Source organism: Planococcus maritimus, assembly GCF_001592825.1.
Lineage (GTDB): Bacteria > Bacillota > Bacilli > Bacillales_A > Planococcaceae > Planococcus > Planococcus maritimus_C.
The window spans coordinates 1,269,258-1,285,733 of record NZ_LTZG01000001.1; the positions used below are offsets into that span (position 1 = coordinate 1,269,258).

General features: G+C 48.1%; 14 protein-coding genes. 4 read left to right on the plus strand and 10 right to left on the minus strand.

Annotated features, from left to right (window positions below):
- Positions 1-44: 44 nt before the first annotated feature.
- Positions 45-809 (minus strand): exodeoxyribonuclease III, encoded by a 765-nt coding sequence (locus AY633_RS06220; RefSeq protein WP_068487470.1) that lies wholly within the window; start codon positions 807-809, stop codon positions 45-47.
- A 174-nt stretch (positions 810-983) separates the two neighbouring features.
- Here AY633_RS06220 and AY633_RS06225 point away from each other — a divergent pair, with 174 nt between their 5' ends.
- Positions 984-2,261, plus strand: coding sequence for an MFS transporter (locus AY633_RS06225; protein ID WP_068487471.1), 1,278 nt, complete (start codon positions 984-986; stop codon positions 2,259-2,261).
- 51 nt (positions 2,262-2,312) lie between these two features.
- Here AY633_RS06225 and AY633_RS06230 read toward each other — a convergent pair whose 3' ends face one another.
- The 3 genes from AY633_RS06230 to rlmN all read right to left on the minus strand — a co-directional run bounded on the left by AY633_RS06230 (position 2,313) and on the right by rlmN (position 6,130).
- On the minus strand, positions 2,313-3,071 hold the full coding sequence (locus tag AY633_RS06230) for a YkuS family protein (RefSeq protein ID WP_068487472.1): 759 nt from the start codon (positions 3,069-3,071) through the stop codon (positions 2,313-2,315).
- Positions 3,072-3,657: 586 nt separating this feature from the next.
- Complete coding sequence (locus tag AY633_RS06235; protein ID WP_068487473.1) at positions 3,658-4,782, minus strand: ABC transporter ATP-binding protein; 1,125 nt, start codon at positions 4,780-4,782, stop codon at positions 3,658-3,660.
- Between the two features lie 274 nt (positions 4,783-5,056).
- The gene (gene rlmN / locus AY633_RS06240; RefSeq protein ID WP_068464943.1) at positions 5,057-6,130 is read right to left on the minus strand and encodes a 23S rRNA (adenine(2503)-C(2))-methyltransferase RlmN; all 1,074 of its coding nucleotides are present in this window, start codon (positions 6,128-6,130) and stop codon (positions 5,057-5,059) included.
- 165 nt (positions 6,131-6,295) lie between these two features.
- On the opposite strand from rlmN, the gene AY633_RS06245 reads away from it, so the two are divergent.
- Positions 6,296-6,763, plus strand: a complete 468-nt coding sequence (locus AY633_RS06245; RefSeq protein WP_068487474.1) for a VOC family protein — start codon at positions 6,296-6,298, stop codon at positions 6,761-6,763.
- 42 nt (positions 6,764-6,805) lie between these two features.
- Here AY633_RS06245 and AY633_RS06250 read toward each other — a convergent pair whose 3' ends face one another.
- The 3 genes from AY633_RS06250 to AY633_RS06260 all read right to left on the minus strand — a co-directional run bounded on the left by AY633_RS06250 (position 6,806) and on the right by AY633_RS06260 (position 10,819).
- Positions 6,806-8,320 (minus strand): acetyl-CoA hydrolase/transferase family protein, encoded by a 1,515-nt coding sequence (locus tag AY633_RS06250; protein WP_068487475.1) that lies wholly within the window; start codon positions 8,318-8,320, stop codon positions 6,806-6,808.
- Between the two features lie 249 nt (positions 8,321-8,569).
- A complete protein-coding gene (locus AY633_RS06255) occupies positions 8,570-9,214 on the minus strand; it encodes a LytTR family DNA-binding domain-containing protein (RefSeq protein ID WP_068487476.1) in 645 nt (214 codons plus the stop codon).
- A gap of 99 nt (positions 9,215-9,313) precedes the next feature.
- On the minus strand, positions 9,314-10,819 hold the full coding sequence (locus AY633_RS06260) for a succinate CoA transferase (protein WP_068487477.1): 1,506 nt from the start codon (positions 10,817-10,819) through the stop codon (positions 9,314-9,316).
- 224 nt (positions 10,820-11,043) lie between these two features.
- On the opposite strand from AY633_RS06260, the gene AY633_RS06265 reads away from it, so the two are divergent.
- Positions 11,044-12,252, plus strand: a complete 1,209-nt coding sequence (locus AY633_RS06265; protein WP_068487478.1) for an MFS transporter — start codon at positions 11,044-11,046, stop codon at positions 12,250-12,252.
- A 259-nt stretch (positions 12,253-12,511) separates the two neighbouring features.
- A complete protein-coding gene (locus AY633_RS06270) occupies positions 12,512-13,408 on the plus strand; it encodes a MerR family transcriptional regulator (RefSeq protein ID WP_068487479.1) in 897 nt (298 codons plus the stop codon).
- Between the two features lie 48 nt (positions 13,409-13,456).
- On the opposite strand, the gene AY633_RS06275 is transcribed toward AY633_RS06270, so the two are convergent.
- From AY633_RS06275 to AY633_RS06285, 3 genes are all read right to left on the minus strand, one after another.
- Positions 13,457-13,642, minus strand: coding sequence for a hypothetical protein (locus AY633_RS06275; RefSeq protein ID WP_068464962.1), 186 nt, complete (start codon positions 13,640-13,642; stop codon positions 13,457-13,459).
- Positions 13,643-13,719: 77 nt separating this feature from the next.
- Positions 13,720-15,018: an NCS2 family permease gene (locus tag AY633_RS06280; protein WP_068487480.1), complete on the minus strand. Its 1,299-nt coding sequence runs from the start codon at positions 15,016-15,018 to the stop codon at positions 13,720-13,722.
- A gap of 233 nt (positions 15,019-15,251) precedes the next feature.
- Complete coding sequence (locus tag AY633_RS06285; protein ID WP_068487481.1) at positions 15,252-16,463, minus strand: NupC/NupG family nucleoside CNT transporter; 1,212 nt, start codon at positions 16,461-16,463, stop codon at positions 15,252-15,254.
- Positions 16,464-16,476 lie beyond the last annotated feature (13 nt).

Below are 16,476 nucleotides of genomic sequence, written 5' to 3' on the forward strand. Positions count from 1 at the left end.
GCCGGTTTTATTTGGTTTAACTAATGAATCGCTTGAATAATTCCTTACGCTGATACATCGTTCAATTGCAGTTCTACTGGACAATGATCCGAACCATATACATCTTTATGAATAGACGCACTTCTCATATTGCCGGCGAGACGGCGTGAGGCGATGAAATAGTCGATGCGCCAGCCGACGTTCTTCTCGCGGCAATTGGAACGATAAGACCACCATGAATAATGACCAGCCTCTTCTGGATGGAAATGGCGGAATGTATCCACGAAACCGCTGTCGAGAAAATGATCGATCTTTCCTCGCTCTTCCGGCGTGAAACCAGAATTTTTTTTATTGGCTGTCGGGTTTTTCAAATCGATTTCCTGATGCGCGACATTCAAATCCCCACATAAAACAACCGGCTTTTTCACGTCCAATTGTTGAATATGTGAAAGCAATTGATCTTCCCACAGCAGGCGGTACGCAAGGCGCAGCAGTCCATGCTGGGAGTTGGGCGTATAGCTATTGACCAAGTAAAAATCAGCAAACTCCAGTGTGATGAGCCTGCCTTCTGAATCGTGTTCTTCGAGGCCGACTCCATACTGCACACTCATTGGACGCTGCTTAGTGAAAACGGCTGTCCCTGAATAACCTTTTTTCTCGGCATAATTCCAATATGTATGGTAACCCGGAAGTTCCAAGTCAATTTGGCCTTCCTGTAATTTGATCTCCTGAAGACATAGGATATCAGCATCCACCGCTTCAAAAAACTCCATGAAGCCTTTTTTCATTACGGCCCTCAGGCCATTTACATTCCACGATACCAATTTCATGCCATTCACTCACTTTCTTTCATCAGTGTAGCGGAATCAAGCCATTGCCTCAAACGCGAAGTTCTCGATTCGTTCTCTCTACTATTGTAAAATTCCAGCAAATATTCAGTCAAAATCGCCTTTTTTTGGAGTCTGTCTTGTACAATAGATTTAATAAAAAGGAGGCTTTCGGCTATGGCGAAGTTTACGAAACCGGAAAAAAGCTGGGCGCTATACGATTGGGGCAATTCCGCTTATTCCATTATTATCACGACCGCAGTCTTTCCGCTGTTCTATAAAGCAGCCGCAACCGATGCCGGTGTGGAACTGGCGGATTCAACCGCCTATTTAAGTTACACGATCGCTATATTCACATTCATCCTGGCGATGCTCGGCCCGCTTCTCGGTACAATCGCCGATTACGAAGGGATGAAAAAGAAATTTTTCACCGTGTTCTTTTTGCTCGGCACCATTTCGACAGCAATGCTCGCGTTTGTTCCGGAAGGCCAGTGGTTCTGGCTCCTGATCTGCTACGTCTTCGCTGCCCTTGGAGCAACGGGTGCGAACCTCTTCTATGACGCCTTTATCGTCGACGTCACGACTGAAAAGCGCATGAACCGCGTTTCCGCATTCGGTTATGGGCTTGGCTATATCGGTTCGACCATTCCGTTTGCGCTTGCTATCCTAATCATCTTGCTTGCCCAGAACGAAGTGTTGCCGCTGTCCGTAACAAATGCCAGCCGGCTTGCGTTCTTGATTACCGCTGTTTGGTGGGCCCTCTTCTCGATCCCGCTATTCCGCCATGTCAAACAGCATCATTTCATCAAACGTGAAGCGAGCCCGGTGGTGCAAAGCTTCCGCCGTCTCAATAAGACCATCCGGGAAATCCGCCAATATCGTGCCTTGTTTCTATTCTTGATTGCGTATTTTTTCTATATTGACGGCGTTGGCACGATCATTTCATTGTCCACAGCTTACGGAACAGACCTTGGATTGAGTGCCACCAGCTTATTGATTGTCTTGTTCGCGACACAAGTCGTGGCCGCTCCTTTTGCGATTCTTTACGGCAAGCTGTCGGATCGATTTACCGGCAAGAAAATGCTTTATGTCGGTATTTGTGTCTATATTATTGTCTGCGTTTATGCAGTGTTCATCGAAACCATCATGGATTTCTGGATACTGGCCATGTTGGTCGCTACGAGCCAAGGCGGCATCCAAGCCTTGAGCCGTTCTTATTTCGGCAAGCTGGTGCCTAAGCAAAATGCCAATGAGTTTTTCGGATTCTACAATATTTTTGGCAAGTTCGCCGCCATCACCGGCCCTTTACTCGTTGGGGTCACTTCCCAAATTACCGGAAACTCCAGTTTAGGCGTGTTGAGCTTGGTGGTACTCTTTATCATCGGTCTAGTCGTCCTGATTTTTGTACCAGAACCTGCGCCGCATGACCCTGTCGATGAAATTGCAGCTGAATAACCTTGGCATACGAAAGGCCTCCCGCGTAATGCGGGAGGCCTTTATCACTTATTAATTATTCTTTTTAGCGTCTGTTGGCTCGACCTTGATCTCGCCATCTGAATTTTTGCCCAGCGATGATTCGCCGAATTCTACGACGTCCACGCCGCCGGCATCTTTCTCAGCTTTCTTGATTTCTTTTTCTACTTTCTTTTCAGCCTTTTCATGTTCTTTTTCGGCTTTTTCTTCTTTTTTCTCTTCTTTTTCTTCAGCTTTTTCTTGCTGCTTCGCTTCTTTTTCAATCGCTTTTTCTTGTTTCTTCAGTTCTTTTTCTTCTTTCTTCTCGTCGCGCTTTGTTTTCAATTCATCGGCTTTTTCTTTTGCCTGCTCGATGGATGTGTTCATCTTTTCACTGGAATCCGAAGTTTTCGCTTTCACTTGCTCCTGCAATTCCTTGCCGCTCTTAGGCGCGAGCAATAGGCCTGCTGCTGCGCCGATCAAAGCGCCTGTCACAGCACCGGCAACGAAGCTTCCGCCGCCTCCGCCTGATTCTGAACCGTATTCCGGTGCCATTGGTGTCGGTGATTGGATTTTGCCTTGGCGCACGAGGCGCTCTTCCACTTCTTCTACGATTTCAAACAATGTACGCCCTCTTGCTTCTACTAATGAGACGCTCATATGGAAATCCGTTAAGTCTTCCTGGTCACGGACGACCACTACGTCATAATCTGTCGCATCTGTTTTCTTTTCAAGCATTTCTGCGCGGTACCCTTTTTGTACTAGCGCGTCACGTACGGATGTAAATGGATGTTCGACTGCAATTTTTACCATTCTGTGTCCACTCCTTTTTTGAAAACTCTATGTTAAGTTGTTTTCCCCTAATCGTTCGCTCTAAACGTATCCTTTGCGAACCACTCCATTTTTTTCAAATTTTCACGCTTTGAATGGCTGTGAATAGGCTTATTCATGAAAAATTATAGTGTCAGTTCGAAAATCGCTTTCTGCTTTGCTGGGAAGGTGCGGACTTTTTAGTTGGTTTAGCTTCTGGAGTAACTCGCCGCCTGGCTTTGGGTTGGCCTTTCACCATAAGCCAAGAATAACGCTTGTCTTATGGTTTCGGCTCACCCTGTTATGCCCGGCGGCTTGGTGATTTCATTGAGGCTTAGGTGTGTAGATGGTTGGGCGTTTTGTTATTCATCCGCCAATGGGGAATCGCTTCCTCCTTTGCGGGGGAAAGTGCGGGCTTTTTAGTTGGTTGAGCTTCAAGGGGTGTGTCACCCTCCCTTGCTTCGCATAAGATTGTGGATTTTTCATAGCGGGAGTGGAGGAAATCGATTTAGGCTTCAGATTGCCCGCTGTTCTTCCTGTACGCAAATAAAAACCAGCCCGGCTTTTCAGCCGGGCTGGTTAAGTGGGTTTATACAGTTACTTCCGTACGTTCTACAGATTTAATACGCGCTCCGCTTTCTGCGTCGAAGAAATGGACATGCGCCATGTCGAAGGCGAGTGTTGCTTGGTGTCCCGCTTCAATCGAAGTTGAGGCATCGACACGGGCAATGAAGTCCTGATCTTCATAGACTGCGTGGAGGATCGTCTCCGCGCCTGTCAATTCGGATACAGTGATCGTGGCCTCGAATTCACTTGCCGGGATTCCAGACAGGTCTTCATTGTTGACGTGGATATGTTCCGGGCGGATGCCGAGCGTGATTGATTTATTATCGTAGCCCTCCGCTTTCAGTGAATCCAATAGTTTTGATGGAATCGCCATTTTTTTCGTGCCGACTGCAAATGCACCGTCGACCAGTTGGCCTTCAAAGAAGTTCATAGCCGGCGAACCGATGAATCCTCCGACAAAGCGGTTTTCTGGGAAATCATACACTTCTTTCGGCGTGCCGACTTGCTGAATCACGCCATCTTTCAATATCACGATGCGGGTAGCCATGGTCATGGCTTCCGTTTGGTCGTGCGTTACATAAATCGTGGTCGTTTTCAGGCGGTTATGCAATTTGGAAATTTCGGCGCGCATCTGCACCCGCAATTTCGCATCCAAATTCGATAAAGGCTCATCCATCAGGAAGACTTTGGCGTCGCGAACGATGGCGCGTCCAAGTGCTACACGCTGGCGCTGTCCGCCTGAGAGCGCTTTCGGTTTTCTGTTCAAGTATTCCTCTAAACCAAGAATTGCAGCTGCCTCGTCGACACGTTTTTTGATTTCCGATTTTTTGAACTTTCTCAATTTCAAACCGAACGCCATATTTTCGTAGACTGTCATATGCGGATACAAGGCATAGTTTTGGAACACCATGGCGATGTCGCGCTCTTTTGGCTCTACGTCGTTCATGCGTTTTCCATCAATGAAAAATTCACCTTCCGAGATTTCTTCTAATCCTGCAATCATGCGCAAGGTTGTCGATTTCCCACACCCCGAAGGACCGACAAACACGATGAACTCTTCATCTTTTATATGTAGATTGAAATCACTGACCGCCAGCGCCCCTTTATCGTACCGTTTGCCTAATTTCTCGATTTTAATTTCAGCCATTTCCCATTCTCCTCTTAAGCGTTTTCTTCCATTATAGAGAATTTGCAGTAAATTACAAATACATTTGTGCAAACGTTTGCGTAAATTTGGTTTTTTGATGGGGAAACCAGTCCAGCTCTAGGGTTATCCGCTTTCATTTTTTTTGCAATATTCATGATTGTGTCATTTTCGCAGCTCAAATCTCTTTTGGCCAACGTAGGCTAGGAGGTTCACTGCGTTTCTCCATATAAAAAGCCCCCGAAAAAATTTCGGGGGCTTGCTGTCTATCATGAGATTAGACCGTTGCTGGTTTTTTCTCTTTTTTGATTTGCTTGCTGCGAAGCTGTCCGCAGGCAGCGTCGATATCTGCACCTTGTTCGTGGCGGACGCCGCAGTTGATGCCTTTTTTCTTCAATGCATCATAGAATGCACTGATGGCTTCAGGCGTGCTTTGCTGATATTGGTCGTGCTCATCGACCGAGTTGTAAGGAATCAAGTTGACGTAAGACAAATGACGTTTGTTTTCAAGCAATTTCGCCAGCTTGTTCGCTTCTTCGACATGGTCGTTGACGTCGCGCAGCATAATATATTCAAAAGTGATGCGGCGATTCGATTTTTCCAAGTAATAATCGATAGACTCCATCAATTTTTCAACCGGGTACGCTTTGTTGATCTTCATGATGCGTGAACGCAATTCGTTCGTCGGGGCGTGGATAGAAATCGCCAAGTTGACTTGTAAGCCTTCATCCGCATAATCGTAAATCTTCGGTACAATCCCGCTTGTTGAAACCGTGATGTGGCGCGCTCCGATTGCCAATCCTTTTTGGGAGTTTACAACGTGGAGGAAATCCATCAAGTTCGTGTAGTTATCGAATGGTTCGCCGATACCCATGACAACGATGTGGCTGACGCGCTCTTCTTTTTGCTCTGCGTCGAAATGCGCTTGTACTTGCATGATCTGTTCAACGATTTCGCCTGCGTTCAAGTCACGGCTCTTCTTCAAGAGACCACTAGCGCAGAAACTGCAGCCAATGTTACAGCCAACTTGTGTCGTGACACATACCGAGTTGCCGTATTTAAAGCGCATGAGAACCGTTTCGATCAAGTTGCCATCCTGCAAACGGAAAAGGAATTTGATCGTGCCATCAGACGATTCCTGCTTAACTGCCTGGTCCAATGTACGGATCGCAAAATTGTTCTCCAAAAGCTCGATGCAATCCTTCGATAAGTTCTTCATCTCCGAGAATTCAGTGACACGTTTAATATAAAGCCAATCCCACACTTGTTCTGCGCGGTATTTCTTCTGGCCATTTTCTACAAACCAATCTTTTAGTTGTTCTATCGTCAATCCATAGATGGAATTTTTCATATTAGGACCCTCATTTCAGAATTTCACAATTGCTTATTATAATACTAAAAATCCAGTCTGGCAACAACTATTTCGGGTTGAATCCTTCAATACCTGATATATTTCTGCATATTCCCGTTAGTAGAAGGGTACAGAATCAATACAGTAAAAAGGAGGAGAATCATCATGGCAGCAATTACGCATGTGGGGCTGGCGGTCCCCGATTTAGATAAGGCGATTAAATGGTACCGAAAAGTATTCGATTTTCATATTTTGGCGGGGCCCTTTGACTTTGATGCAGAAACAGAAGGCCCGGAATCGATGACGAACGATTTGCAAGGGCCGGAGATTCGCAAGATGCGCAATGTCCATCTCATGTCCTCCGACGGCTTCGGCATCGAGCTATTCGAATTCCAAGACCCTTCTTTTTCTGAAGAACCGCCGCGGCACGCAGGGTTTTTCCATATTGCCCTAGTGGTCGATGATATCGTCGAAACGATTGAACGCATCGTCCAGCACGGCGGACGCCAGCGCAGCAAGATGTGGAACATCAATAAAGGCAAACCGCATTATCTGGTCTACACCGAGGACCCTTTCGGCAACATCATTGAACTGTATTCCCGCAATACGTCTGAAATGTACGGCAATCGCTGAACAAAAAGAACCGGACAGCCGATACGGCTGTCCGGTTTTGTTTTAGACCAATTGTTCTTTTTTCAAAAGCATCGTGCCGTTTTGGGCAAGCGATTCGTGCCATGAGAAAGCTTTCTCGAGGACATGCGGCGTCTGGCCTCCGCGTGTCAGCGCTTCTTCGTAATACTCGCGCATTTGCGGACGGTAATCCGGATGGACGCAGTTTTCGATGATGACTTCTACACGCTGGCGCGGCGCTAGCCCGCGAAGATCGGCGTAGCCTTGCTCGGTGACCACGACATCGACGTCGTGCTCGGTATGGTCGATATGTGTGGCGAATGGCACCACGCTTGAAATCTTGCCGTCTTTTGCGGTAGATTTCGTCACAAAGATGGCGAGGCGCGCATTGCGGGCAAAATCGCCCGAGCCGCCGATGCCGTTCATCATTTTCGTGCCGGACACGTGTGTAGAGTTGACGTTTCCATACATATCAAATTCCAATGCCGTGTTGATCGCGATAAGGCCGAGGCGGCGGACGATTTCCGGATGATTCGAGATTTCCTGAGGGCGCATGACGATTTTGTCGCGGTACTGGTCAAAATCACTGAAAACCTGTTCCATCTTCGGTTCGGATAAGGTGATCGAACAGCAAGAGGCGAAATCGACTTTGCCCGCATCCATCAAATCAAATACGGCATCTTGCAATACTTCTGAATAGACTTCCAGATGCTCGAATTCCGAATCAATCATGCCGTGCAATACAGCATTCGCTACAGAGCCGATTCCTGATTGAAGCGGAGCCAGCTTTTCCGTCAAACGGCCGGACGCAATTTCGCTGCGGAAAAAGTCCAGCAGATGGTCAGCCATGATTTTCGTATCTAGATCCGGCGCCACAATGGTTGAAGGAGAATCGTCCTGATGGTTAAAGACAATGCCGCGTACGCGATCCATATCCATTGGAATGCCCTTGGTCCCGATGCGCTGATCTACAGAAGTCAACGGGATCGGATCCCGCTCGCCTTGTGTACCGGTATCGTAAATATCGTGGATGCCTTCAAATAATTCAGGCTGGGCTGTATTGATTTCCACAATGATATTCTTGGCGTGTTTGACGAATACGGAAGAGTTGCCGACAGAGGTAGTCGGGATGATCATCCCATCTTCAGTGATGGAAAGAGCCTCGACGATCGCAAAATCGATTGGTTCAATCGCGCCCGTACGAATCCATTCGGCCGTGTGGGACAAATGATGGTCCAAAAAGTACATATCCCCTGCATTGATCGCTTTACGCATTGCCGGGTCCGCTTGGAAAGGCAAACGCTTGTTGACGATGCCCGCCTCTGCGAACAGCCGGTCGACATCCGAGCCAAGAGATGCCCCGGTAAAGACGTTGACTTTGAAATTTTCGGTTTTCGCGCGTTCCACCAGCGCGTATGAGACCGCTTTGACATCGCCTGCTCTTGTAAATCCGCTAAGCCCTAGTGTCATGCCGTCTTGGATCCACGCAGCCGCTTCTTGCGCTGTGACTACACGATCCTGTAATTCTGTCGCTTTGATCCGCTCGAGGTTCTTTTCCATTCCATCCACTCTCTCTTTCTATATGTTTTTATCTAACATATGCCAATTTTTGAAGCGTTTTCATAATATTGAATAGTATTATCTGCATTGTTTTCATTAAAAAAACTGGATGCAGCGCACCCAATTTACTTGTGTGACTATATTAATGATAACGCGCAATAGAGCGAAACAGGAAATATCAGAATGGAAAAGTGGATCTCTTGGGCCAAACAGAAAATCGGCTGTCCGAGGCAGCATTTTCATGCGAGCTCAGAAGCCGAGTAGTTTGCGGAAATAGCTGGAATACGATTGGCTGACGGGCAGCCGCTCCCCATTATCCATCGCCAGCACGAATGTGGAATGGGTATCGGGATGAATTTCTTCTATATGGTGGACATTGACGATAAACGAGCGATGGCAGCGGATGAATGAATCTCTCGGCAACAAATATTCGAATTCCTGCAGGGAGTTTTTATTCGTTCCGGAAAAATCCGCAGCATGCACATGCGTTTTGCGGTCCTTCACTTCCAAATACCGCACGTCGGTGAACGGGATCGGTTTCCAGCCATCCGGGCTTTTCACCGTTACGACTGACTTTCCTTCTGTATAAGCCGGATAGATGGCCATGACGCAGCCTGCAATCTTCCCGTCTTCTTCAAACGGCACGGCCATTCCGTGGTAAGGCACGCCAAACACTTCGCGGTTGATGAACTCCGATGCTTTGTGGCCCGTCGTCAGCGCTTTATGGGCGATGGTGCCTTCACGCACTTTATCTCCTGGCTTAATTTTTAAATCGATGCGTTTGCTCGGGCGATAATAGGTATACTCTTCCATATTCGATACCGCTATCGAGATTTCATCGGAGAACAGTTCCCCCATCACATCCAATAGCGGGCCGGGTGTTATTTTTTCCATCGCGCATGGGCCTCCAGTTAGGTTCAAGTGTTATTAGTATAACTGACTTCCGATTAACAGAAAAGACAAGCAGGCGCTGCCGTCTTTGCTTCACATCCATTACAGCGTTTTTTTAATCATCGTGCCTTCGCGTGTGTACAGTTCATGCCAAGATAACGCTTCACCTAGAACATGCGGCGTATGGCCGCCTTGAGCCACCGCTCGAGTGAAATAATCTTGCAGTTGCGGGCGGTAATCCGGGTGGACGCAATTCGCAATGATCCGTTCTGCCCGCTCGCGAGGCGCCAGATTACGGATATCGGCAAATCCGTATTCCGTGACCAACACGTCCACATCGTGCTCTATGTGGTCAATATGGGAAGCGAAGGGCACGACACAGGAGATCCGGCCGTTTTTGGCAGTGGATTTAGTGACGAAAATAGCCAGCTGTGCATTGCGCCCGAAATCTCCCGACCCACCAATACCGTTCATCATCTTAGTTCCAGCAACGTGTGTGGAATTGACATTGCCGTACATATCGAATTCCAACGCAGTGTTGATGGAAAGGAGTCCGAGGCGCCGGATGATTTCGGGATGGTTGGAAATTTCTTGCGGCCGCAGCACCAACCGGTCCCGGTATTGGCTGAAATTGCGATAGATTCTTTCCATATAATCTGCGGATAAAGTAATAGCTGAAGCTGAAGCAAATGATACCTTGCCCGAATCCAGTAAATCGAATACGGCATCCTGCAGCACTTCTGAATACAGCTCCAGCCCTTCGAATTCCGAATCGATCAAACCGTGCAATACCGCATTCGCGACAGAACCAACACCCGATTGAATAGGCGGCAATTGTTCCCTCAATCGGCCAGCCTTCACTTCGCCACGCAAAAAATCGAGCAAGTGTCCAGCCATGATATTTGTGTCGGCATCGGGCGGTTCGATCGGCGAAGGTGAATCCGGCTGATTGTTCCAGACGATGCCTTTGACTTTCGCTGGATCGATTGGGATGCCTTTTCTACCGATGCGGTCCCTCGGCGAAACGAGCGGAATCGGCTGGCGCATTCCAAGCGCTTCCGGTTCGTAGCAATCGTGGATTCCTTCGAGTTCCATCGGCTGTGCCGTATTGATTTCGATAATGAGCTGGTCCGCATGATGGGCGAATACCATTGAGTTGCCGACGGAAGTCGTCGGGATCAGCAAGCCCTCCTCGGTAATGCCGAGCGCTTCAATGATGGCGAAATCCAAAGGCCCCGTCACGCCTCCGCGGACCCATTCGGCCGTCTGGGATAAATGGTGGTCCACAAATTGCACCTCCCCAGAATTAATCGAAGCGCGCATCAAAGAATCGGATTGATAAGGTGCACGTTTTCGAACGATGCCTGACTGTGCAAAACGGCCGTCGATTCCACACCCCAGTGAAGCGCCACTATAGACATCGATTCGAAACGGCGCTTTCTCTCCGCGTTCCACCAGAGCATTCGGCACTGCCTTGGCGTCTCCTGCGCGCGTGAAGCCACTGAGGCCAATCGCCATGCCATCCGTTATCCAAGAAGCTGCTTGTTGCGCGCTGACAACCCGCTCGCGTAAAGCCGGTAGCTGAATTCTTTCCAGTCGTTGATCCATACGCATCCCCTTCCCCGTGATCGATCGTTAGATATTACCTTATACCCGAGAATCGCGATGGCTCAACCCGTTTCAATTTGTGCGACTGCCCCTCTTGGATTTGCACTTAAAATAAAATCCACATCCAACTTGCAAAGTCATTGACAAGCATTGGAAGTATACATAATATGGGGAAGTCAATATAACTGTCCTGCGTATGTATATATAAGAAAGAAGGCACACCCATGTCCAAAGACCAACGCAAAAAAATCCTAATTTTGATGATCAATATGTTCATCGCCATTGCCAGTTTCGGCATCATCATACCGATTCTGCCATCGTATCTTGTCTCCATCGATCAAGGCGGCATGGCAGCCGGTTTGATGATTGCCATCTTCGCCGCTGCCCAATTCCTGTTCTCGCCGATCGCCGGTAAATGGGCCGACCAATACGGGCGGCGCATCATGATCATCTGGGGTCTGGCAGGGCTGACCTTATCGATGTTCATTTTCTATGCTTCCGACTTTATTTGGGTGCTGTACTTCTCACGCGTTGTCGGAGGCATTGGCGCGGCGATGCTCGTACCGGCCATTTTCGCTTATATCGCTGACATCACGACATTCGACCAGCGCGCCAAAGGCACAAGCCTGGTATCAGCCGCAATGTCACTCGGCATCGTCATTGGGCCGGGGATTGGTGGATTTCTTGCCGACTTCAGCCTGAAGCTGCCGTTTCTCGTGTCAGCGCTCGTGTCGCTCGCAGCCGTTCTCTTCTCTGTTTTTGTCTTAAAAGACAGCGACGCCGAAAAAGCGGATCCGAATCTCGCTTTGACGATGACTCAATCCGAATCGATGTTTAAAAAAATTGCCCGCTCCACTTCAGTACCATACTTTTTGCCGCTAGTCATCACGCTGGTCATGAGTTTTGGCTTGCTCGCATATGAGTCCGTCCTTGGGCTTTATCTCGACAACCAATTCAACTCCACCGCAAAAGACATTGCCTTTATGATTACCGCTACCGGAACGGTGAGTGTTATCGTTCAATTGTTTGTCGTCGATCGCATCGTTTCACGCTTCGGGGAAATCGGTGTCTTAATCACCTTCCTTGGCGTTGCCGCGGGCGGCTTTCTGGCCTCGTTATTTGCCAGCAGCTACGTTATGTTCTTCGGGGTATCGCTGATTATCTTCCTGGCGACTTCCATTTTGCGCCCCGTTTTGAATACATTGATTTCAAAACTTGCAGAAGGCGAAGTCGGTTTTGCGATGGGCATGAATAACGCCTATATGAGTATCGGAAATGTTATGGGGCCACTTCTCGCAGGGATTCTATTCGATATCAATATCATTTTCCCGTTTATCCTCGGCTTGATACTATTATTGGCTACACTTACCATTACGGCGGGGTGGCAACGTTCAAGATCTGCCAAACGCGTACGTACAATCGAACAACAATAAGCACCCAAAATCTGAGTCATTTACAGATTTTGTATCAGTTTTATACTCCCTTAAAGACAGTGCCGCCAATAAAGCGCACTGTCTTTTTCCATTTTAAGGATTTATCGCGACACTATGCACTAAATAGCCTCCTTTCCCTCTTTAAGGATTTGTTTTTTCTTGCTCTTTTCTGCTGACAATAAAGCCAATAACTTTACGCTTGAGATAGTTGGTTGTATAATATTTGTATAACAAAAAACTACGGAATGAAGGTCATGCTATGTACAATATCAAAGCTGCTGCCAAACTACTCGATATGCCCAAAGTGACCATCCGTTCTTGGGAAACGCGCTATAATGCCATCACGCCTGCGCGCACGGAATCGGGCCACCGACTGTATTCTGACCAAAACTTGGAAGACTTGAAATGGCTGAAAATCCAAGTCCAGGAAAATGGCATGAAAATCAGTGAAGCCGTCAAGTTGCTGCATACTTCGAGAAAACAGTTCTATCACCCTGAAGTTACCGATCACAAGGAACCGATTGAGTACGCAAAGCAAATTGAAGAACTATATCAGGCCGCTGTAGAAATAGACATTGACCGGTTTAATTATTTGCTCGACTTGAAATTCTCGTTGTTCCATCACCAAACCGTTTTCTTTCATATCATTGCGCCACTCATGGTACGAATTGGCGCCGAATGGGAAAATGGCCAAATCAGCGTGGCACATGAACATATGATCACCAATATCATCCAACAGCGCTTTAACCAGTTTTTCCGTATCTTCCCGGTTGCGCCTCATTTGCCGAAAGTGTTAGCGCTTAGTCCGAGCGGCGAGCATCATCAGCTCGGCCTGTTATTGTTCTCCCTGTTCCTTCGGGAGAACGGCTTCCACGTAGTCTACACAGGTCCTGACACGCCACTCGATGGCCTGGCGGAAATGGTAGCCAAGCAGGATTTCCAGCTCGTCTGCATGTCCGTTACCACACCGAAAAGCCGCCCCGTCGCGGAAAAATACATTTCGGAGCTTGCTGCAGCCATCCCGAACCTTCACTTTCTGCTCGGGGGCCAAGGCATCGATTGTGACGACCAAAAAATTAACCGCTATTGCATCGGCACCACACTTGAATCCTGGCAGCAATGGCTCGATGAATTTAAAGCTGCCCGTACATCCTGAAAAAATACAAAAGCCATGCGCAAAGGATTTCTTTGCGCATGGCTTTTTTTACTGATTATCGATTTCTTGATATTGCTTCATGAAAGGGCCGCTGTCCGCTACTTCCGAATGGTAAAGCGCTTTTAATGCGAAGCTTTTTTCAAGTTCCATTTCTTTCATCAATACTTTTAACCGTTGTTTTAGTTCCGGCTCTTGGCTGACCAATTTTTCCATATTCGATTTAAAATAGCGCATCGTGATCCGCTCCTTTTCTATTATTATAACATGCCAAAATAAGCAAAAAGCGCATCCATCAACCGGATGCGCTTTTTTTAGCCGACTACGTGGAAGACGTAATTGACGAAAAACAGACAAGCAATCACATAAAGTGCAGGAGATACTTCACGCCATTTGCCGATTGCCACTTTTAGCACCGGATACAGGATAAACCCAATCGCAATGCCGTCCGCAATACTGTACGTAAACGGAATGAGCGCAACAATCAACAATGCCGGAAAGGTCTCGCTCATGTCCTTCATGTCGAGATTCTTGATGTTTTGAAGCATCAACCCACCGATAATGATTAAAATCGGCGCAATTGCGCTATCGGGAATGATCTTGATCAGTGGAATGAAGAATGCTGCACCTATAAACAAAAATCCTGCCGTCAACGAAGTTAATCCAGTGCGACCGCCAGCAGCCATTGCTGCCGCGCTTTCTACACTGGCCACCGTCGGACTTGTGCCCAGAAATCCTGAAGCCATCGTCGAAACGGACGTCGCCTGGAACGCACGCGAATACTTTTCTGGACGGTCGATAAAATTCACCTGTCCGTGGACAAGGCCGATGTTTTCAAACACCAGCACCATCGTCAAGGAAAAGACCGCTACCCAGAACGTCGTCGACAAAAAGCCAGCGAATGACATCGAGCCGAACACCGCAAATGCTTCTGCCGGATTGACGCCTGGCTCGCTCACTTGGCTGAGGTCGATCATGCCGAAGAAATACGCAATGACCGTTCCGAAGACAATCGTGATCAGAAAATTCCCCGGCACATTGCGGATGAATAAAATGATCGCGAGCAAAAACGTCACAATCGTCGACAGCACAAGCGGATCCGATAGCGAACCGAGCGAAAGAATCGCCCCGTCGCCAGGACCCACAAGGCCGCCTTTCTCAAGACCCAAAAGCATCAAAAACAGCCCAAGCCCAACCGTGATCGCTTCTTTCAGCGAATTGGGAACAGCCTCGCTGAGCATTTTCGAAAAGCGCGTAAACGCGACAAAGACGAAAATAAACCCTGAAACGAACACGACAGCAAGTGCTTCTTGCCAGCTAAGCCCCATCGACTGGACGAGCGTATACGAGAACAATGCATTGATCCCCATGCCCGGAATGAGCAAGATGGGCGCATTGCCCCAAAAGCCCATTAATAACGCTCCAACGACAGAAGCGGCAATGGTACCGATAATGGCGTACTCGATCGGCATGCCGGACTCCGATAAAATCAGTGAGTTGACGGCGATGATGTAGACCACGGTGAAAAACCCGATCAAGCCGGCTGTCATTTCCCGCTTGATGGTCGTCCCGTTTTCGTTAAGACCGAAAAATCGGTCCATCCAATTTGCCATAAGACATACCTTCTATGAAATTAGCCCTCTCCCTACCCGCTCTGCCTGAAAAATCAGGTAAGCCAAGATTGAAGTGTAATCCTAAAAAAAGCCGCTGTCAAGGCTTTCTTCTTGAAAGGAATTCGATGCAATGAAAGCCTTGTATAAAGAAAAAACCACCTCTCCTTTGTTCATCACCTTAGATGAACAAAGGAACAGGTGGTTTTTGATTTACTCGAACAACGAGCTCTTGCTTAAATGAACATCCCAGCGATTGCTGCACTCAATAGAGACGCAAGCATACCGGCTGCAATGGCACGCATGCCAAGGCGCGCAATTTCCGGGCGACGGCTTGGCGCCATCGCACCGAGACCGCCAAGAAGGATAGCGAGTGAGCTGAAGTTAGCGAATCCACAAAGCGCGAAGCTGACGATGATGACCGTCTTCGGAGATAAATTCGCAATTTCTGGTGCAAATGCCGTGTAAGCGACAAACTCGTTCAAGACGAGCTTCTGTCCGATAAAGCTACCCGCTTGCACAGCTTCTTCCCATGGGACGCCGATCGCAAACGCAAGCGGCGCGAAAATATAACCAAGAATGCCTTGGATGGTGATGTTTTCAGCACCGAACCAGCCGCCGATGCCGCCAAGGACACCGTTTGCCAATGCGATCAACGCGATGAACGCAAGAAGCATCGCCCCGACGTTCAAGGCCAGCTGCAGGCCGTCTGAAGCCCCGCGTGCAGCTGCATCAACGACGTTGACTGATTGCTTGTCTTTTTCCATAACAAACTCTTTCTCTTCCACTTCTTCCTGTTCCGGGATCATGATTTTCGCCATGATCAAGCCGGCAGGAGCCGCCATGAAACTCGCAGCGAGCAAGTATTCAAGTGGGACACCGAGAAGCGCGTACCCTGCAAGTGTGGAACCTGCGACTGAGGCGAGCCCCCCTGTCATGACCGCGAACAATTCGGACTTGGTCATATTCGGCAGGAACGGGCGGACGACTAGCGGCGCTTCCGTCTGGCCAACGAAGATATTGGCCGCTGCGGAAATTGATTCCGCTTTACTCGTGCCGAGCAATTTCGCCAAAGCCCCACCAAGCAAACGGATAATGAATTGCATGATGTTTAAATAATAAAGCACAGAAATTAAAGACGAGAAGAAAATGATGATCGTCAGTACTTGGAACGCGAAGACGAACCCAAAGTTTTGCGTATCCGCTGCAGGACCGAAGACAAACGCGATCCCTTCACCAGCATAGTTGATGATGTTTTGCACGCCTTGCGACAATTTGAGCAAGGCTTGTCTGCCTAGTTCCCATTCTAGCACCATAAACGCAAACGTAAGCTGTATGGCCAAACCGCCGAGAATCGTCCGTGGCTTGATGGATTTTTTGCCATCAGAGAACAAGAAAGCGATTCCAAGAACGACGATGATGCCGAAGATGCCCCATAGTAAATTCACAACTTCACCTCAT